Source organism: Pseudomonas alloputida (genome assembly GCF_021283545.2).
Taxonomy (GTDB): Bacteria; Pseudomonadota; Gammaproteobacteria; order Pseudomonadales; family Pseudomonadaceae; genus Aquipseudomonas; species Aquipseudomonas alloputida.
Genome location: NZ_CP128540.1, coordinates 543,084 through 563,220, shown reverse-complemented (window position 1 = coordinate 563,220; position 20,137 = coordinate 543,084). Strand labels below are relative to the sequence as shown.

General features: G+C 62.0%; 14 protein-coding genes and 1 pseudogene. 2 read left to right on the top strand and 13 right to left on the bottom strand.

Annotated elements, in window-relative coordinates:
- Positions 1 to 4: 4 nt before the first annotated feature.
- The 8 genes and pseudogenes from selB to LU682_RS02480 all read right to left on the bottom strand — a co-directional run bounded on the left by selB (position 5) and on the right by LU682_RS02480 (position 10,813).
- Complete coding sequence (selB, locus tag LU682_RS02515) at positions 5 to 1,927, bottom strand: selenocysteine-specific translation elongation factor (RefSeq protein ID WP_010951786.1); 1,923 nt, start codon at positions 1,925 to 1,927, stop codon at positions 5 to 7.
- Positions 1,924 to 3,351: an L-seryl-tRNA(Sec) selenium transferase gene (gene selA / locus LU682_RS02510; protein ID WP_010951785.1), complete on the bottom strand. Its 1,428-nt coding sequence runs from the start codon at positions 3,349 to 3,351 to the stop codon at positions 1,924 to 1,926. The genes selB and selA overlap by 4 nt, the downstream gene beginning before the upstream one ends.
- Positions 3,352 to 3,495: 144 nt before the next feature.
- Positions 3,496 to 4,422, bottom strand: a complete 927-nt coding sequence (fdhE, locus tag LU682_RS02505) for a formate dehydrogenase accessory protein FdhE (protein ID WP_047605320.1) — start codon at positions 4,420 to 4,422, stop codon at positions 3,496 to 3,498.
- 4 nt (positions 4,423 to 4,426) lie between these two features.
- Entirely contained in the window at positions 4,427 to 5,083 is a 657-nt protein-coding gene (locus LU682_RS02500; RefSeq protein WP_010951783.1) for a formate dehydrogenase subunit gamma, read from the bottom strand.
- Positions 5,080 to 6,030 (bottom strand): formate dehydrogenase subunit beta, encoded by a 951-nt coding sequence (gene fdxH, locus LU682_RS02495; protein ID WP_003255436.1) that lies wholly within the window; start codon positions 6,028 to 6,030, stop codon positions 5,080 to 5,082. The genes LU682_RS02500 and fdxH overlap by 4 nt, the downstream gene beginning before the upstream one ends.
- Positions 6,030 to 9,097: pseudogene (gene fdnG / locus LU682_RS02490) on the bottom strand (formate dehydrogenase-N subunit alpha). Before fdnG ends, fdxH begins: the two are co-directional and overlap by 1 nt.
- 147 nt (positions 9,098 to 9,244) lie before the next feature.
- Positions 9,245 to 10,006, bottom strand: coding sequence for an SDR family NAD(P)-dependent oxidoreductase (locus LU682_RS02485; protein ID WP_010951782.1), 762 nt, complete (start codon positions 10,004 to 10,006; stop codon positions 9,245 to 9,247).
- A 21-nt stretch (positions 10,007 to 10,027) separates the two neighbouring features.
- Positions 10,028 to 10,813 carry a sulfite exporter TauE/SafE family protein gene (locus LU682_RS02480; protein ID WP_049588015.1) on the bottom strand — a complete coding sequence of 262 codons (786 nt, stop codon included), beginning with the start codon at positions 10,811 to 10,813 and terminating at the stop codon, positions 10,028 to 10,030.
- Positions 10,814 to 11,013: 200 nt separating this feature from the next.
- Between LU682_RS02480 and LU682_RS02475 the strand changes: the two genes are divergently transcribed.
- Positions 11,014 to 12,396, top strand: a complete 1,383-nt coding sequence (locus LU682_RS02475; RefSeq protein WP_020192246.1) for an aminotransferase-like domain-containing protein — start codon at positions 11,014 to 11,016, stop codon at positions 12,394 to 12,396.
- Between the two features lie 90 nt (positions 12,397 to 12,486).
- On the opposite strand, the gene LU682_RS02470 is transcribed toward LU682_RS02475, so the two are convergent.
- On the bottom strand, positions 12,487 to 13,032 hold the full coding sequence (locus tag LU682_RS02470; protein ID WP_003255446.1) for a single-stranded DNA-binding protein: 546 nt from the start codon (positions 13,030 to 13,032) through the stop codon (positions 12,487 to 12,489).
- 9 nt (positions 13,033 to 13,041) lie between these two features.
- A complete protein-coding gene (locus tag LU682_RS02465; protein WP_010951779.1) occupies positions 13,042 to 14,436 on the bottom strand; it encodes an MFS transporter in 1,395 nt (464 codons plus the stop codon).
- A 129-nt stretch (positions 14,437 to 14,565) separates the two neighbouring features.
- On the opposite strand from LU682_RS02465, the gene uvrA reads away from it, so the two are divergent.
- Entirely contained in the window at positions 14,566 to 17,400 is a 2,835-nt protein-coding gene (gene uvrA, locus LU682_RS02460) for an excinuclease ABC subunit UvrA (protein WP_010951778.1), read from the top strand.
- A gap of 72 nt (positions 17,401 to 17,472) precedes the next feature.
- On the opposite strand, the gene bfr is transcribed toward uvrA, so the two are convergent.
- The 3 genes from bfr to rplQ form a co-directional block, all read right to left on the bottom strand.
- Positions 17,473 to 17,937, bottom strand: coding sequence for a bacterioferritin (gene bfr, locus LU682_RS02455; protein WP_003255449.1), 465 nt, complete (start codon positions 17,935 to 17,937; stop codon positions 17,473 to 17,475).
- Positions 17,938 to 18,100: 163 nt separating this feature from the next.
- Complete coding sequence (locus LU682_RS02450) at positions 18,101 to 19,540, bottom strand: catalase (protein ID WP_010951777.1); 1,440 nt, start codon at positions 19,538 to 19,540, stop codon at positions 18,101 to 18,103.
- A 172-nt stretch (positions 19,541 to 19,712) separates the two neighbouring features.
- Positions 19,713 to 20,099 carry a 50S ribosomal protein L17 gene (rplQ, locus tag LU682_RS02445; protein WP_003255451.1) on the bottom strand — a complete coding sequence of 129 codons (387 nt, stop codon included), beginning with the start codon at positions 20,097 to 20,099 and terminating at the stop codon, positions 19,713 to 19,715.
- Positions 20,100 to 20,137 lie beyond the last annotated feature (38 nt).

The following is a 20,137-nucleotide window of genomic DNA, read 5'->3' as shown; positions in this document are numbered from 1 at the left end:
GAACTCAGTGCCTGGCGTGCTGTTGAGCCAGGGCGCTGTCGGCGCGGATGTGACGCTGGTCGGCCACCCTCCGGGTCAGGCCGATGCGGTCGAAGTATTCCAGAATCTGCACACTGCGCTTGCGACCGATGCCCAACATATCGCGAAACGCGGCAACCTGCACTATCTGCGTTTCGCTGGCCTGCCCCAGCATCAACGCTGCCATGCGCTGCAGCGTCGCCTCGGGGTAGAACAAGTCGCGCACCACCTGATGCACCAGGCCCAGCCGGGCCAACTTGCGCAGTAACAGGCGCACATCGGCTTCGGCACAGTTCTCCTCACTCGCCAGCGTCCTGACCCAGGGTGGGTCAAATTGCCCTGCGATCAACTTCGGCTGCAGACGTGCCCACAATGCACTGTCGGCTTCGCTCAACTGTACCTTGTGATCGGGCAGATGCAGCCATGGCCCGCTGCTGGCGATGGCGCTGTCGTCGAGCAGTTCATCCAGCAAACTGACGAATGCCGGCCGTTCCAGAGGCAAGGCTACAAAGCGCCGCAAGCGATCACGGTCAGGGCCAAGCTGGTCGGGCTCTTGCTCGTGAAAGCGCGCCAACTGCTCCAGGACCTGCTGCTTGAGCGCCTGCCATTGAGCGTTGGCGAACAGCAGTTGGCCCTGCCGGGTGGCCACCACCCGCACATCATCCGGTAACTGCCAGGTTTCCCGCAGGCGGTTGAACTGCCGCTCGAGTCGCTGCGGGCTAATGCCGCCCGGTGCACTGGCGAGCAGTGCTGGCAGTGCCTGCTCCAGATCCGCTGCATCGCGCAGCACCTGCAACTGCTGCAGACGGGCATCGCTGCGGCGTTGGCGGCTTGGGGCGAACGGGTCGAGCACCTTGCCGCCGCCCAGTGTGCGTTGGGCGCGCTGATCGCGCAGCACCAGGCGGTCGCCGTGCACGGCCTGCAACGGCGCGTTGAGCAACAACTGGGCAAACATGCGTTGGCCGGCAGCCAGGCTTTCGCCTTCGAGCAAGGCGACCCGGGCCGTTACATCCTGGGTGCCGAGGTGCACATGCACGGCGCTGAAATGTTCGAAAGCACGCTTCTCGTCCGGTAACAGGTACAGCTCGATATCCACCCGAACACTGGGCGCATGCAACCATTCGGGCACCAGCCAGTCGCCCCGGTGCACCTGCTCCACGGCCAGGCGCTCGGCAGCGATGTTCAGCGCCACCCGTTGGCCTGCTTCTGCCACCAACGCGGCCTGGTTCTGCGCATGCAGACCACGCACGCGCACCACCTTGCCGGCCTTGCCCAGCAACAACGTATCACCCGCACTGACCCGCCCGGCCAGTGCCGTGCCGGTGACCACCACACCGGCGCCGGTAACCGCAAACGCACGGTCGACGGCCAGGCGAAAACCACCGACGACACTACGCTGCCGTGTACCTGCTTCGGCCTCCAGCAGGGCCTGACGCAACGCGTCCACGCCCTCCCCGCTGATGCTCGACAGCGGAAACTGCCGCGCACCGGCATAGGGCCCAGGCGCCAGCAATTCACTGACTTGCATCTGCACCTCGGCCAGACGCGACGGCTCGACCCGGTCGCATTTGCTGATCGCCACCAAGGCCTGGGGAATGCCCAGCAGCTCGATGATCGCCAGGTGCTCACGGGTCTGCGGCATGACCCCGTCGTCGGCCGCCACTACCAACAGCACCAGGTCGATGCCATGGGCGCCGGCCAGCATGTTGTGGATAAAGCGCTCGTGGCCCGGCACATCGATGAAGCCGGTCAGCGGCGCGCCTTCGCTCAGCGCCGCATAGCGGTAGCCAAGGTCGATGGTCATGCCGCGGGCGCGCTCTTCTTGCCGCTGGTCGCCGGCCTGGCCGGTCAGCGCCAGCAGCAGTGCGGTCTTGCCGTGGTCGATGTGGCCAGCGGTACCAACGATCACTGCACCGGCCCCAGCTGCAGGGCTGGCAACTGGGCCAGCCACTGGGCTTCGTCATCCAGCTGGCGCAGGTCCAGCCACAGGGCATCGTCGTCAATGCGGCCCAGCACCGGCACCGGCAGGTCGCGCAGGGCGCGCTCCAACACATGCAGGCTGCGCCCGCGCAACTTCTTCGACACTTGCGGGCGCAGGCACAGAGCGGCACTGGGCAAGCGCGCAACCGGCTGGCTGCCACTGCCGATCATGCCCAACGCGGGCTCTACGCTGATTGCCCATTGCTCACCGAGACGCGCCTGGAGCTCAGGCGCCAGGCGCTCGGCCTGGGCCTGGATCTCGGCCTGGCTGCGGGTCAGCAGGCGCAGGCTGGGCAGGCGCTCGGCCAGGCGATCGGGGTTGCGGTACAGCGCCAGCACCGCTTCGAGTGCAGCAAGGGTGATCTTGTCGACGCGCAACGCACGCTTGAGCGGATTTTTCTTGATCCTGGTGATCAAGTCCTTGTGGCCGACGATGATCCCGGCTTGCGGCCCCCCCAGCAGTTTGTCGCCACTGAAGGTGACGATATCGGCACCATCGGCCAGGGCCTGGCGTACCGTGGGTTCGGCGGGCAGGCCCCAGCGGGTAAGGTCGAGCAGGCTGCCGCTGCCCAGGTCTTCAAGCAGTGGTAATTCATGTTGGTGGGCGATACGTGCCAGCTCGGCAGTAGGCACTTGGGTGGTGAAGCCCTGGATGCTGTAATTGCTGCAATGCACCCGCATCAGCAGGCCAGTGCGCGGGCCGATGGCGGCCTCGTAGTCGCGGGCGTGAGTACGGTTGGTGGTGCCAACCTCGTGCAGCTTGACGCCGGCACGGGCCATGATGTCGGGAATACGGAACGCACCACCGATCTCGATCAGCTCGCCGCGAGAGATGATGCCTTCCTTGCGCGCGCCCAGGCTGTTGAGCGCTAGCAGCACGGCGGCGGCATTGTTGTTGACCACGGTGACGGCTTCGGCACCGGTCAGCTCGCGGATCAGGCCTTCGATCAGGTCATCACGGTCGCCACGTTTGCCGGTGGCCAGGTCGAACTCCAGGTTGAGCGGGTAACGAGCGGCGGTCTGCATGGCCTCGATGGCTTCATCCGGCAGCAAGGCGCGGCCCAGGTTGGTGTGCAGCACGGTGCCAGTGAGATTGAACACGCGGCGAACCTGGCTGCGTTGCTGGAGGGCGAGGCGTTCGCCGCTGCGGCCAAGGAGGATTTCCGGAGCCAGTTCGGCGCTGCCGAGTTCGCCATTACGGGCGGGCTCGCGCAGGTCGTCGAGCAGCTGGCGCAGGGTATTCAGCACGGCGTCACGGCCGTGGCGATCGATCAGAGGGAGGCAAGCCGGGTGGCGAAGGAGGGTATCGATGGACGGCAGGCGTGGGGTGTCGCTGGCAAGGCTGTTGGACATGCGGTACTACCTTGGACTGATCCGTTGTCTGTGCTGGCCCATTCGCGGGTGAACCCGCTCCTACAAGTACAGCGGGTTGGCGCAATTACCTGTAGGCAGGGGTTTGACCGCGAAGAAGGCAAGTCGATCTTTCAGTGTAGACACTCACCCGCCACCGGGCGCGAGCATCAGGTTGGGCGCCAGGCGATGGAAGCCCTCCCCGTCCAGACGTATATCCAGGGCCAGGCTGGCCAGGTCATCGGCCAGCGGCTCGGCCGCCGCATCGTTCTCCAGGTAGTTCTGCTTCAGGTAGCTGTCGCACCCGGGGCAGCATTCCGCGCGCAGCGGCGCTTTGCCTGGCGCATGGCGATCATCCTCAAGGCTGGTGTAACGCAAATCCTTGCTCGACTCGCAGTACACACACTTGACCCGCACCACATGCCACTCACAGGCACACAACGAACAGGCCAGGTAACGCAAGCCGTTGTGCTTTCCACGGTTGCGCACCACCCCGGCCATCGCCGGCGAACCACAAGCCGGACATTGGGCCAGGCTACCGGCAGGCTTGAGCTGGTGTGCGGGCAGCGCCAGCAACCAGCTGGACCAGGCCGCCTGCAACGCGGCCCCGAGAAACGGCACCAGTGCTGCAGGCACACCATCGTACTGGCCTGCCAGCAAAGCAATGCCCCAGCCCTTGCGCTGATTGTCATCACTGCCTCGTAGCACCTGCAGGGCCTCACCCATCGGGCCACGGGTTTCGCCGCTGAGGTGCTCTAGCAGTGCCTGCAACCAGACCAGCCATGGCCCTTCACGCACCAGGCTGTCAGCCGCCAGCGGCGGCAAACCATGATCCATGCACAGGCGCTGACGCGCCTCGGCCACCGGCATGCCGCCGGGCGGGTTATCCACAAGCTGCTGCTGGATGCGGCATAACCGCGCAATCAACCTCAGGTAGTCGCCAAGCGCGTTGCCCTCTGCCAGTTGCTCCAGGCGCGCGGCACGCAGTTCAAACAGGTTGGCGGCGGGCAGGTGCAGAAATGGCGGCGTGACTGCCGACGCTTCGATCTGCCCGGGTTCAAGTATGATGCTCAAGCGCTCATCCTTCTTTTCGTCCGTGATCACCCGGCGTCTTGTCGCCGGTCACTTCGCGGTACCACAACTCATGATGCTTGCGGGCCCAGGCGCGGCTGACCCAGCCATGCAGCATGGCGCCGATCGAGCCCTTGATCCAGATGCCGGCGTAGATGTGCACGATGATGCTGAGAATCAGCACGAAGGCCGCCAGCGCATGCAGCAGCGCAGACAAGCGAATGGCATCGATGCCAAACCAATGGCTGAAGTATGCGCGCCAGATCACCACGCCACTGACCAGCAGCACCAGCATGCACACCAGCAGGGTCCAGAACAGCAGCTTCTGCCCGGCATTGTACTTGCCGATCGGCGGTACGCCCTCCTCCTCGTTGCGCATTACCCGGTCCACCCGGCGCAGCCACAGGCGGTCATTGGCGGTGATGAAGTTGGCCCGCCAGAAGCGTAATACCAGGCCGAGGAAAAACACGAACATCGCCACCCCGATGAAGGGATGCAGAATGCGCGTCCACGGCCCGCCGCCGAACAGGTTGCTGAGCCAGAATAGCGCCGGATGGAACAGCGCAAGCCCCGACAGCCCAGCCAGGATGAACAGGATCGCCACCGCCCAGTGGTTGCTACGCTCGTTGGCGTTGTAGCGCAGGATGGGTTTGTTGTCGTTCATGGCCGCTGCTCCCCTTGCCCACCGGGCTGCTTCGGATCATAGACATGGACCGACGGGTCCACTTGATGCACGCTTTCGTCCGGCGGTGTCGGGTGTTCATCCTCCTCGACACGCTGTGGGCCGATCCGCACATAGTGGAAGAACCCCGCCAGCACCGCCGCGCCCATGGCCAACAGCGCCAGCGGCTTGGTGAAGCCCTTCCACAACCCTACCAACGGGCTGATCACTGGCTGGTCCGGCAGGCCGGCATACAGCTTCGGCGTGTCGGCATGGTGCAGCACGTACATCACGTGGGTACCACCGACGCCGTCCGGGTCGTACAGCCCGGCCTTGTCGTAGCCCCGCGACTTCAGATCGACGATGCGCTCGGCCGCATGCACTTTCATCTCGTCCTTGCTGCCGAACACGATCGCCCCGGTCGGGCAGGTTTTCACGCATGCCGGCTCCAGCCCCACGCTCACGCGATCGGAACACAGGGTGCACTTGTACGCCTTGTGGTCTTTCTGCGAGATACGCGGGATGTTGAACGGGCAGCCGGTGATGCAGTAGCCGCAGCCGATGCAGTGGTCCTGGTTGAAGTCGACGATACCGTTGGCGTGCTTGATGATCGCGCCCGGGCTCGGGCATGCCTTCAGGCAACCTGGGTCGGCACAGTGCATGCAACCGTCCTTGCGGATCAGCCACTCCAGGTTGCCGTCGTCGCGCTCATGCTCGGTAAAGCGCATCAGTGTCCAGGTCTCGGCAGTGAGGTCCTGGGGGTTGTCGTAGGTGCCGTGGTTGTGGCCAACCTCGTCACGCAGTTCATTCCACTCCGAGCACGCCACCTGGCAGGCCTTGCAGCCGATGCACTTGGTAGTGTCGATCAGCTTGGCGACCTCCTCCTGCTGACGCACCGAGGGCGGCACGGTAGTGGTGGCCGAGCGGGCGATGATGTCTTGGCTGGCCATCAGAGTTTCTCCACTTTCACGAGGAACGACTTGGACTCTGGCGTCTGCGTGTTGCCGTCACCGAGGAACGGCACCAAGGTATTGGTCAGGTAGCCATGCCGGGTAGCGCCGGTGAAGCCCCAGTGCAGCGGAATGCCGATCTGGTGCACGGTCTGATTGTTGACCTGCAGCGGGCGAATCCGCTTGGTCACCACCGCCACCGCATCGATATGCCCACGCTTGCTCGACACCCGTACCCGGTCGCCGGCCTTGATGCCTTTCTCGTTGGCCAGCACCTCGCCTATTTCGACGAACTGCTCGGGCTGGGCAATGGCGTTGAGCCGGCAATGCTTGCTCCAGAAGTGGAAGTGCTCGGTCAGCCGGTAGGTGGTCGCCGCATAAGGGAACTCGCCGTGCGTGCCGAGGGTGTCCCACACAGAATCGAAGATGCGCCCGGCCGGGTTGCTGGTGGCCTTCTTGTTCTGCGGGTGCAGCGGGTTGATGCCGATCGGTGTTTCGAAGGGCTCGTAGTGCTCGGGGAACGGGCCTTCGGCCATCTTGTCGATGGCGAAGAAACGCGCCACGCCTTCGGGGTTCATGATGAAAGGGTTCATCCCCGCCTCGGGCGGCGAGTCGACCTTGAAGTCCGGCACGTCGGTGCCGGTCCAGGCCTTGCCGTTCCACCATACCAGGCGCTTTTTCTCCGGGTCCCACGGCTTGCCTTGCGGGTCGCTGGAGGCACGGTTGTAAAGGATGCGGCGGTTGGCCGGCCAGGCCCAGGCCCAGTTCTGCACCTGGTGCATGCCATACGGGTCGCTGTTGTCGCGGCGAGCCATCTGGTTGCCTTGTTCGGTCCAGCTACCGGCAAAGATCCAGCAGCCAGACGCGGTGCTGCCATCGTCCTTGAGCTGGCCGAAGCCCGCCAGTTGCTGGCCCGCCTTGATCACCGCGCCAGTCGGGTCGGTGACATCGGCCACCGCCCAGCCGTTCATCTCCTTGGCCAGCTCCTCCGGGGAGGGCTCCTCAGGGATCTTGTACGGCCAGCTGATATTCATTATCGCGTCAGGATAGGCCCCCCTTCGGCCTGGTAACGTTGGCGCAGGCGCAGGAACAGCTCGCTCATGATCTGCACGTCGGTACGCGTCTCGCCCGGGCCGTCTGCGCCCTTCCAGTGCCATTGCAGCCAGCGGCTGCTGTTGACCAGCGAGCCGTCTTCCTCGGCGAAGCAGGTCGTGGGCAAGCGGATCACTTCGGTCTGGATAGAGGCCGTGTCGACATCGTTGAACGGCCCGGCGTTGCGCCAGAATTCCGAGGTCTCGGTGGCCAATGGGTCCATGATCACCAGCCACTTGAGCTTGCCCAGTGCTGCAGTGACGCGGTTTTTGTCCGGCAGCGCGGCGATCGGGTTGAAGCCCTGGCACATATAACCATTGACTTTGCCCTGGCCCATCATCTCGAACATGCGCAGCACGTCGTAGGCCGGTACATCGAGTTTGGGCAGCCAGTCATAACCCCAGTTGTTTTCCGCCGTGGCATTGGCGCCGTACCAGGCCTTCATCAGGCTGACGTGGAACTTGCCGTAGTTCTGCCAGTACGACAACTGCCCAGGCCGCAGCGGCTTGGAAGCGCGCTTGTCGATGTAGGCGGCGTAGTCCTGCTCGGCGTCACCGGCCAGGGTCAGGTAGCCCGGCAGCGAGTTGGACAGCAGGCCGAGGTCGGTCAGGCCCTGGATGTTGGAGTGCCCGCGCAGGGCATTGACCCCGCCACCGGGCATGCCGACGTTGCCGAGCAACAGCTGGACCATGGCCGCACTGCGGATAATCTGCGCACCGATCGAATGCTGCGTCCAACCTAGCGCATAAAGGATCGTCATGGTCTTGCCCGGAACCGAGCAGGAGGCGATCTCTTCCCAGACCTTCATCATGGCGTCCTGTGGCATGCCACAGGTCATGCTCGCCAGTTCCGGGGTATAGCGGCTGTAATGCTGCTTCATCAGCTGGAACACGCAGCGAGGGTGCTGCAGTGTCGGGTCGACCTTGGCATAGCCGTCCTCACCCAGCTCGTAACCCCAGCCGGACTTGTCGGCGTACACACGCTTGGCCTCGTCGTAGCCGCTGAACAGGCCATCCTCGAAGCCATAGTTCTCTTTGACGATGAACGACACGTCAGTGTAGTTGCGCACGTACTCGTGCTGGATCTTGTCGTTGCTGAGCAGGTAGTTGATCAGCCCGCCCATGAAGGCGATGTCGGTGCCGGTGCGGATCGGCGCGTAGTAGTCCGCCACCGAAGCGGTACGGGTAAACCGCGGGTCGACCACAATCAGCCGCGCCTTGTTGTGCGCTTTGGCCTCGGTCACCCACTTGAAGCCGCACGGATGCGCTTCTGCTGCGTTGCCACCCATCACCAGGACCAGATTCGCGTTGGCGATATCGGACCAGTGGTTGGTCATGGCGCCACGGCCGTACGTCGGGGCAAGACTTGCCACCGTCGGGCCATGTCAGACACGTGCCTGGTTATCGAACCCCAGCATGCCTGTTGCGCGGATGACCTTGTGGGTCAGGTAGCCAGCCTCGCTGGAAGCAGCGGAAGCGGCAAGAAAACCGGTGGTGAGCCAGCGGTTGACCGTTTGGCCTTGGGCGTTCTTCTCGATGAAGTTGGCATCGCGGTCCTGCTTCATCAGGTCGGCGACGCGGTCCAGCGCCTCGTCCCAGCTGACCCGCACCCACTCTTTGCTGCCCGGCTTGCGAACCTCGGGGTACTGCAGGCGGCTCGGGCTGTGGATAAAGTCCAGCAAGCCGGCGCCTTTCGGGCAAAGTGTGCCGCGGTTGACCGGGTGGTCGGCGTCCCCTTCGATATGGATGATGTTCTGTTTGACGTTCTTCCCCGCATCGCCCTGGCTGTACAGGATCAGGCCGCAGCCGACCGAACAGTAGGGGCAGGTGTTACGGGTTTCTTTGGTATGCGCCAGCTTGAAGTGACGCACCTGCTCGGCGAATGCCGGCGTTGGGGCCATGCCCAACGCCGCAAGGCTCGAGCCTCCAAGGCCGACGGCGGCGACCTTGAAGAACTGCCGACGGTTCAGGTCCATCGTGCACTCCTGATCAGGTGGTGGACGCGCGGAACATTGCCGGCGCCTCTTGGTAGTCACGGTGGCGGCCAATTGATGGCCGCCAAAGGTTAAGACTAGTCAAGAATCCAGAAGGTGCGATGACCTGGGTCAGTGGTGCGGCCCCGATCAGGCACGTGGCAGGTTGCGCACCACATTCAGCGCCGCACTGCTCTGCGCCACAGGCATGATCTCGATGGTATTGATATTCACGTGCGCCGGCTGCTCGGCAACCCAGGCTACCGTTGCTGCGATGTCCTCCGGCAGAAGGGCCTCTACATCCCGATACAAGGCCTGCACGGCGTCCATGTCGCCATTGAGGCGCACCACCGAGAAGTCCGTGCCTGAGCACAGCCCCGGCTCGATGTTGCTCACCCGCACCCGGGTGCCAGCCAGGTCGGCACGCAGGTTGAGGCTGAACTGGCGGACGAACGCCTTGCTGGCGCCATACACGTTACCGCCCGGGTAGGGGTAAGTGCCGGCGATCGAGCCGATGTTGATGATCATGCCGCTATCGGCTTCCACCATCTGCGGCAGGATCTTGTGGGTGACCATGGCCAGGCCGGTGATGTTGGTGTCGATCATCTGCTGCCAGTTTGCGGCACTGCTGGTTTGGGCACGGTCCACGCCCAGCGCCAGTCCCGCGTTGTTGACCAGCAGATCGATCTGCAGCGACGCCTCACGCATCTGCTCGACCGCCTTATCGAGCGACACTGAATCAGTGACATCCAGCGCCAGCGGAATGAAATTTACGCCCAGTTCGGCCTCCAGTGCTTTCAGTTTGTCCATGCGCCTGGCTCCACCGATCACACGGTAGCCTTTGCCGATCAGGGTGCAGCAGATGGCGCGGCCAAAGCCTGAGGAAGCACCGGTTACAAATGCGGTTTTCATTCGTTGTCTCCTATCAATGGGTCAGGTCAGGTACTTCACGCCCAGGCTGGTGAACAGGCAGAGCATCGAGAACACCAACGCCTTGCGCACCACGTCGTTGCCTTTACGCAAGGCCAGGGAACTGCCCAGGTGGTTACCGAGGATGTTGCAGGCCACAAGTGGCAATGCCAGCAGGTAGACGACCTTGCCTGCGCTGACGAACGCCACCAAAGCACCGATGTTGGAAGCGAAGTTGAAGGTTTTGGAGTTGGCCGAACTGGAGACCAGGTCCATGCGCAGCAGGTAATGGAAAGCGATGATGAACATGCTGCCGGTACCGGGGCCGAAGAAGCCGTCATAGAAGCCAATGGCCAGGCAGGTCAGCGGGACCACGGTGAACAGCATGCGCGATGACAGTTCGCGCTCCTCGACCGGGCGGTCCTTGGGGGTAAGGAAAATGAGAATACCGAGCGGGATCAGTGCCAGGATGATCTTGCCCACAGTTTCCTGCGAGATCGACACGATCAGGTGAGCCCCCAGGTAGGCGCCTAGCAGCGAAAACGGCACCCCGACCAACGCTACCTGCCAGACCATCTTGCTGTTGGCCAGGAAGTTGCGGATAGCCGCCAGCGTGCCGAGGGTACTGACCAGTTTTTCCTGGCCCAGTGCCACCTGGGGCGGCATGCCCACCAGCAGAAAACCCGGCACCAGAAACAAACCTCCACCACCGGCAATGCTGTCGACGAAGCCCGCAACGAAGGCGATCGCGCCAAGTATGAGGACTGCCAGCAACCAGTGCTCCGCCCAGTAAGAACCCAACATTTCCATAGCGATGTCCATCCAGTGGAGCGTTATGCCAGGCGCAGCCCGAGTGCGGCCGGCCTGATCGGTGCGATGATTGTAATTTCAAAAATTGAGTCGATTCAATCTAAAATAAATTCAACTCAATTTAGCCAATTACCATCATTACCTGCATCCGAGCTTTCATGCTAGGCTTTCGCGCTCTTGCAAAACCTGGTGCCATCTCCATGTGGGTCCCCCAATACAGCCATCAAACACAGCCGGTTTACCTGATGATCGCTGATGCCCTTGAACAGGACATCGAAAGTGGTCGGCTTGCAGAAGGCGATCGCTTACCCACGCTCAAGGACCTGGCCGAGGCGCTGAATGTAACCCCCGGCACGGTTGGCAGGGCCTACGACGAAGCAGCCAAGCGTGGTCTGGTGGCTGGCGAGGTAGGCCGAGGCACATTTGTCAGGCAGCTGCGGCAGCCATTACCCGCCCCGTCGGTGCCCACACCCGTTGCCGGCGAGAGTAGCCAGATCGACCTCTCGATCATCAAGCCCAACGACGCTCACATGAGCGAGTGGCTAGGCACGGCTATCAGCGAACTGGCCGCCTCATCGGACTTGGGGCAGGTACTCGACTATGTGACAGAGGGTGGTCACACGTCCCACAAACAAGCCGGTGCGACCTGGATACAGCGCTGGCTGCCTGATGCTCGCTGGCAGCAGGTAGTACTGACCGCTGGCGCCCAACATGGGCTGCTGGTGGCCATCAGCAGCCTGTCGAAGAGTGACGATGTGGTGCTGTGCGAGTCGCTCTGCTACCCGGGCATCATATCCCTGGCCCACAGCCTGGGCCGGCGCCTGCGCGGCGTCGCCATGGACGAACACGGGCTCATCCCGGAGGCATTGCGCGCGGCCTGCCTGGAACACCGCCCTTCCCTGCTGGTGTGCGTCACCACGCACCAAAACCCGACCAACTCGATCATGCCCCCAGCAAGGCGCCAGGCTATCGCCGAGATCGCCCGTGAGTTCGACCTGTTCATCGTGGATGACGATATCTACGGTTTTCTCGAGCCCAGCCCGGACTACAAGCCGCTTGCAGCGTATGCGCCTGAACGCTCGGTATACCTCACCAGCCTGTCCAAAAGCGTGCTGCCGGCGCTGCGCATCGGCTACCTGTACGCCCCGCCGCAAACCCTGTCGCGGTTATCATCGATGGTACGCAGCAGCGTGTGGATGCCATCGCCTCTGATGGCGCAATTGGCCAGTAACCTGATCAACAGCGGCAAGGCCGACCAGTTGGTGCGTATGCAGCAGCAGGAGGCGGCCGCGCGCCAGCACATGGCCCGGGAGATTCTTGGCCAATACAAGATCCGCAGTCAGCCCCACAGCTTCCATATCTGGCTGGAGCTGCCAGAACCGTGGACCAGCGACGAGTTTGCCAACCTGGCGCGTGACAACGGCGTAACGGTGGTCAGCGGCAGCCAGTTCCTGCCTGAACGCAGCCACGCCACCAGCGGTGTGCGCATCGCCCTGATGGCACCCAGCCGCCAAGAACTGGGCTTTGCCCTGACCAAGCTGGCAAGCCTGCTGGATTCGCCGGAGCCCCGGTTGTTCTACTGAAAGCGATGCCTGATACGCGGTGCTGCCCATAAAAAAACCCAGGGCAACTGCCCTGGGTTTCTGGTCTTGCTGAACGCCCTACCGCTCTGATCAGAACGGAATATCGTCATCGAAGCTGTCGAAGTCAGCCGCCGGCTGCGGCGCAGGCTGTTGCGGCGCTGGGCGCTGAGGGGCCTGTTGCGGGCGCTGGGCCTGCTGGCGTGGCGGTGCCTGGTTGTACTGTTGCTGCTGGCCACCACCATAATTGCCGCCACCTTGGTTGTACGGGTCGCCGCCCTGCTGCTGGCCCTGCGGACGACCGCCGAGCAGCTGCATGGTGCCGTTGATATCGACGATGATCTCGGTGGTGTAGCGCTTGATGCCGTCTTTTTCCCACTCGCGGGTCTGCAGCTTGCCTTCGATGTAGCACTGCGAACCCTTGCGCAGGTATTCGCCAGCGATTTCGGCAACCTTGCCGAACAGCGACACACGGTGCCACTCGGTACGCTCGACCTTCTGGCCCGACTGCTTGTCAGTCCACTGCTCGCTGGTGGCCAGGCTCAGGTTGGTCACGGCGTTACCGTTGGGCAGGTAGCGGACTTCGGGATCCTGGCCACAGGTACCGACCAGAATGACTTTGTTAACCCCACGGGCCATAACGTTCTCCTAGGCTTCGCACGCCGAAGAGGCTGGATTCACCAGTCGCTCGAGGGTCGCACGGTCCAAAATTTTCGTATCCAGTTTGATATAGATGGCGGCTTCTTCTTCCACCACCACAGCGTCGGTCACACCCGGCACGGCCATCAGGCGCTCGGTCAGGCCGGCTTCCCGGACCGCCTCAGGCGTCAAGGGCATGCGCAGGCTGGTCACATATGGCGGCTCGTTCATGCGCAAGGCGACGATCAGCCAGATAGCACACAGCACCGCGCTACCGAGGAACACCGTGTTCAGCCCGCCGTGCTGGAACAGCCAGCCGCCAAGAATCCCGCCTAACGCTGCACCGAGGAACTGGCTGGTGGAATACACCCCCATTGCCGTCCCCTTGCCACCGGCAGGCGACACCTTGCTCACCAGAGAAGGCAGCGAAGCCTCCAGCAGGTTGAATGCGGTAAAGAATACCACGGTGCCAATCACCAGTCCGCGCAAACCGTCAGCCCACTCCCAGAAGTATATCTCCGTCAGCAGCAGGACACTGACCGCGCCGGCCAACACACGTTTCATCTTGCGCTTTTTTTCGCCATAGATGATGAACGGGACCATTGCAAAAAATGAGATGAACAGCGCGGTCAGGTACACCCACCAATGCTGCTCCTTGGGCAGGCCGCCACGCTCGACGAACGCCAGCGGCAGCGCAACGAAGCTGGCCATGAGGACGGCGTGCAGGATGAAAATGCTGACGTCCAGGCGCAGAAGGTCCGGATGGCGCAGGGTCGGGCCGATGGCCTGGCGCGCCACACCCGACTCGCGGTGCTGCAAAATGCTGTGGGTGCTGGGCACGACAAACGCGATCAACAGAATGCCGACCAGGGCAAGCCCAGCCGTGACCAGGAACAAACCTGACAAACCAAAGGCACTTGTCAGCAATGGACCGACGACCATGGCGACAGCAAACGACAGGCCGATGCTCATGCCGATCATGGCCATGGCCTTGGTCCGGTGTTGTTCGCGGGTGAGGTCCGACAGCAGTGCCATGACCGCAGCAGAAATTGCCCCCGCGCCCTGCAGGATGCGCCCGGCAATCACGCCCCAGATAGAGTCGGCCTGGGCCGCCAGTACACTGCCCAGGGCGAAGATCACCAGCCCCAGATAAATCACCGGCCGGCGACCGATGCGGTCGGAAATCATCCCGAACGGGATCTGCAATACCGCCTGGGTCAGGCCATAGGCACCAATGGCCAGGCCGATCAGGGCAGGCGTGGCGCCAGCCAGGTCCATGCCGTAGGTGGCCAGTACCGGCAAGACCATGAACATGCCCAGCATACGAAAGGCAAAGACCAAGGCAAGGCCGCCAGCGGCGCGGGTTTCGCCGCCACTCATGCGCTCGTTGTGGGTGTCGTGCATGGATTAACCTCGTGTGAACCGGCGGCGATTCTATCAGTCCGACAGCTTGACGGCATCTACGCGACGCTTTGCCGCGTCATACTGGCGCGCCGTATACTTCCTTGTTTATGCCCGCCAAGCGAGGCCGCAGTGGACAAGATCCTGATTCGTGGGGCACGTACCCACAACCTGAAGAACATCGACCTGACCCTGCCCCGGGACAAGTTGATCGTGATCACCGGCCTGTCCGGTTCCGGCAAGTCGTCCCTGGCGTTCGATACCTTGTACGCCGAAGGCCAGCGCCGCTATGTGGAATCGCTGTCGGCCTACGCCCGGCAGTTCCTGTCGATGATGGAAAAGCCCGACGTCGACACCATCGAAGGCCTGTCGCCGGCGATTTCGATCGAGCAGAAGTCGACCTCGCACAACCCGCGCTCCACGGTCGGCACCATCACCGAAATCTACGACTATCTGCGCCTGCTGTACGCCCGCGTCGGTACTCCACGCTGCCCGGACCACGATATCCCGCTGGAGGCGCAAACGATCAGCCAGATGGTCGACCTGGTGCTGGAGCGCCCGGAAGGCAGCAAGCTGATGCTGCTCGCGCCAGTGGTGCGCGAGCGCAAGGGCGAGCACCTGGCGGTGTTTGACGAGCTTCGCGCCCAGGGCTTCGTGCGGGCCAGGGTCAACGGCAAGCTCTACGAACTCGATGAGTTGCCCAAGCTGGACAAACAGAAGAAGCACAGCATCGATGTGGTGGTGGACCGCTTCAAAGTCCGCGCCGACCTGCAACAACGCTTGGCCGAATCGTTCGAGACCGCGTTGAAGCTGGCCGACGGTATTGCCCTGGTGGCACCGATGGACGACGAACAAGGCGAAGAGACGATCTTCTCCGCGCGCTTCGCCTGTCCGGTGTGCGGCCACGCGATCAGCGAGCTGGAACCGAAGCTGTTTTCCTTCAACAACCCGGCTGGCGCCTGCCCGACCTGCGACGGCCTGGGGGTCAAGCAGTTCTTCGACACCAAACGCCTGGTCAACACCGAACTGACCTTGGCCGAAGGCGCGATCCGCGGCTGGGACCGGCGTAACGTGTACTACTTCCAGATGCTCGGTTCGTTGGCTGCGCACTACGGCTTCAGCCTGGAGGAGCCTTTCGGCGAGCTGTCAGCCGAACACCAGAAAGTGATCCTGCAGGGCAGCGGCAAGCAGAGTGTCGATTTCAAGTACCTCAACGACCGAGGCGACATCGTCAAGCGATCGCACCCGTTCGAAGGCATTGTGCCGAACCTTGAGCGCCGCTACCGCGAAACCGAATCGGCCACCGTGCGTGAAGAACTGGCCAAATTCCTTGGCACGCAACCGTGCCCGGATTGCCGGGGTACGCGCCTGCGCCGCGAGGCGCGCCATGTGTGGGTGGGCGAGAAAACCCTGCCGGCGGTAACCAATTTGCCGATCGGTGAAGCCAGCAACTACTTTGGTCAACTGACCCTTACTGGCCGGCGTGGCGAAATCGCGGCAAAAATCCTCAAGGAAATCTGCGAACGACTTCAGTTCCTGGTCAATGTCGGTCTCGACTACCTGACCCTGGATCGTAGCGCCGACACCCTGTCCGGCGGTGAAGCGCAACGTATCCGACTCGCCAGCCAGATCGGCGCTGGTCTGGTGGGGGTGATGTACATCCTCGATGAACCGTCCATCGGCCTTCATCAACGCGACAACGACCGCCTGTTGGCCACCCTCAACCATTTGCGCGACCTGGGCAACACGGTGATCGTGGTGGAACACGACGAGGACGCCATTCGGCTGGCCGACTACGTGGTCGATATCGGCCCGGGCGCCGGTGTTCACGGTGGGCAGATTGTCGCCGAGGGCTCGCCCCAGGAGGTCATGGACCATCCCGATTCGCTGACTGGCAAGTACCTGTCCGGGCGCAAGAAGATCGTCGTGCCGGCCAAGCGCACGCCGCGCAACAAGAAGCTGCAGCTCAAGCTCAAGGGCGCACGTGGCAACAACCTGCAGAACGTCGACCTGGAAGTACCGATCGGCCTGCTGACCTGCGTGACTGGTGTATCCGGCTCGGGTAAATCGACGCTGATCAACAATACCCTTTACCCCTTGGCCGCCACCGCCCTCAATGGCGCAAGCAGCCTGGAAGCCGCACCGCACAGCAGCATGGACGGCCTGCAGCACCTGGACAAGGTGGTGGATATCGACCAGAGCCCGATCGGCCGCACACCACGCTCCAACCCGGCCACCTACACCGGCATCTTCACGCCGATCCGCGAGCTGTTCTCCGGTGTCCCGGAGTCACGCTCGCGTGGTTATGGCCCGGGGCGTTTCTCGTTCAACGTCAAGGGTGGCCGTTGCGAGGCCTGCCAGGGCGATGGCCTGATCAAGGTGGAAATGCACTTCCTGCCGGACATCTACGTGCCGTGTGACGTGTGCAAGAGCAAGCGCTACAACCGCGAAACCCTGGAGATCAAGTACAAGGGCAAGAACATCCACGAGGTGCTGGAAATGACCATCGAGGATGCCCGCGAGTTCTTCGATGCGGTGCCGGCGCTGGCGCGCAAGCTGCAAACATTGATGGATGTGGGCCTGTCGTACATCAAACTGGGGCAATCAGCGACCACGTTGTCCGGCGGTGAGGCGCAGCGGGTAAAGCTGTCGCGCGAACTGTCCAAGCGCGATACCGGCAAGACCTTGTACATCCTCGACGAACCTACCACCGGCCTGCACTTTGCCGATATCCAGCAACTGCTGGACGTATTGCATCGCCTGCGCGACCACGGCAATACCGTGGTGGTGATCGAGCATAACCTGGATGTGATCAAGACTGCCGACTGGCTGGTTGACCTGGGGCCTGAGGGCGGTTCCAAGGGTGGGCAGATCATTGCCTGCGGTACACCAGAAGAGCTGAGCGAGATGAAGCAGTCATATACCGGCCATTACCTGAAACCATTGCTGGAGCGGGATAGGGCCTGAGTATTGCCGGCGCAATGAAAAAGCCCCTGGTACCGATGGTGCCAGGGGCTTTTACTTGAGTCTGTGGATAACTTACATCTGCGACTGCAGGTAGTTTTCCAGCCCGATGGCCTTGATCAGGCCCTGCTGCTTCTCAAGCCAGTAGGTGTGATCTTCTTCGGTGTCGGCCAGCTGCGCACGCAGGATGTCACGACTGACGTAGTCCTTGTGCAGTTCGCACAGCTCGATGCCTTTGCAAAGCGCACCGCGCACCTTGTATTCGAGCTTGAGGTCCGCCTCGATCATTTCCGGCACGGTGCTACCAACCTCCAGGTCATCCGCACGCATGTCAGGGGTGCCTTCGAGCATGAGGATACGACGCATCAGGGCATCGGCGTGCTGCGTCTCTTCCTCCATCTCGTGGTTGATGCGCTCGTAGAGCTTGGACAGGCCCCAGTCTTCGTACATGCGCGAATGAATGAAGTACTGGTCGCGTGCCGCCAGTTCGCCCTTCAGCAGCGTGACGAGATAGTTGATTACATCCGGGTGGCCTTGCATCGCCCTGATTCTCCATGTGAAAACGTCTATGCCACATAGTGTGAACCAGCTTTTGTCTATGGTCACTGAAAAACGCGCAATCAGACGCAAAAAATCGGTTAAACAGTAGTGATATTCATTGAAAAACCGCCCAAATGAGGGCGGTTCTTCTTATCACTTCGACTTAGGCGAGATTGATGCCCAAAGCCTTTGCAATCCCTTCGCCGTAAGCCGGATCCGCCTTGAAGAAGTACTGTAGCTGACGCTGAATGACATCTTCGCTGACGCCCGCCATGGTACCGGCGATGTTACTGATCAGCAGGGCCTTCTGCTCATCGTTCATCAAACGGAACAAAGCGCCGGCATGGCTGAAGTAGTCGGTATCCTCGCGGTGATCGTAGCGATCAGCCGAACCATTCATGGCCAATGCTGGCTCAGCATGACGTGGCGACTGTTTCGGGGCATCGCTGTAGCTGTTTGGCTCGTAGTTCGGTGCACTACCGTAACTGCCGGTGGCCATCGAGCCATCACGCTGGTAGCTGTTCACCGGGCAGCGTGGCGCGTTGACTGGCAATTGCTGGTGGTTGGTCCCCACGCGATAGCGGTGCGCGTCGGCGTAGGCGAATACACGGCCTTGCAGCATGCGGTCCGGCGAAAGACCGACGCCGGGCACCATATTGCTCGGCCCGAACGCGGCCTGCTCGACCTCCGCAAAATAGTTGAGCGGGTTACGGTTGAGCTCCAGCACACCCACCTCGATGAGTGGATAATCCTTCTGCGACCAGGTCTTGGTCACGTCGAATGGGTTCTCGTCGCGGCTGGCAGCCTCGGCTTCGCTCATCACCTGAATGCAGACAGTCCAGCGCGGGTAGTCGCCACGCTCGATGGCCTCGAAGAGGTCGCGCTGAGCGTAGTCCGGGTCGGTACCTGCCAGGCGTGCAGCGTCTGCCGGGGTGAGGTTCTTGATGCCTTGCTGGGTCTTGAAGTGCCACTTGACCCAAGTGCGCTCACCCTTTGCATTGATCAGGCTGTAGGTGTGGCTGCCAAAGCCATGCATGTGACGGTAGCCGTCCGGAATGCCACGATCGGAAAACAGGATGGTGACCTGATGCAGCGCTTCTGGAGAGTGCGACCAGAAGTCCCACATCATCTGAGCATTCTTCAGGTTGGACTGCGGGTGGCGCTTCTGGGTGTGGATAAAGTCCGGGAACTTAAGTGGGTCGCGAATGAAGAATACTGGAGTGTTGTTACCGACAATGTCCCAGTTGCCTTCCTCGGTGTAGAACTTCACCGCGAAGCCGCGCGGGTCACGCTCGGTATCAGCCGAACCGCGCTCACCACCAACGGTGGAGAAGCGTAAGAAAGTCTCGGTTTGTTTACCGACCTCTTCGAACAGCTTGGCGCTGGTATAGCCGGTGATATCGTGAGTAACGGTAAAGGTACCGTAGGCGCCCGAGCCTTTGGCATGGACGCGGCGCTCAGGAATGTTCTCGCGGTTGAAATGGGCGAGCTTCTCGATCAGGTGGAAGTCGTCGAGCAGCAGCGGACCGCGCGGGCCGGCGGAGCGGGAGTTCTGGTTGTCGGCTACAGGTGCACCGCTAGCGGTGGTGAGAATCTTGCTCATGGGCTCTCCATTTCGGTCTTCAAGGGCCGGCTAATCGGCTGTAGAGAGAGTATTGACGAGCAAGATTACAGGGACAAATTCATTACATGACTTACATCAATAGAAATAAACAATAGATGTATAAACAAAAAACCGGGCACTAGGCCCGGTTTTCTGTAGCAGACAGAACGTCTTACTCAGCAGCTTCTACAGCACCGCCGACCGGACGATCAACCAGCTCGACATACGCCATAGGCGCGTTGTCGCCAGCGCGGAAACCGCACTTCAGGATGCGCAGGTAGCCGCCCTGACGGGTGGCGTAACGCTTGCCCAGGTCGTTGAACAGTTTGCCAACAGCGGACTTCGAACGGGTACGGTCGAAGGCCAGACGACGGTTAGCAACGCTGTCTTCCTTGGCCAGGGTGATCAGCGGCTCGGCAACGCGGCGCAGTTCCTTGGCTTTCGGCAGGGTGGTTTTGATCAGCTCGTGCTCGATCAGCGACACTGCCATGTTCTGGAACATAGCCTTGCGGTGAGAGCTGGTACGGCTCAGGTGACGTCCACTTTTACGATGACGCATGATTCATTCCTTACCAAACACTACGTTCGGTGATTACG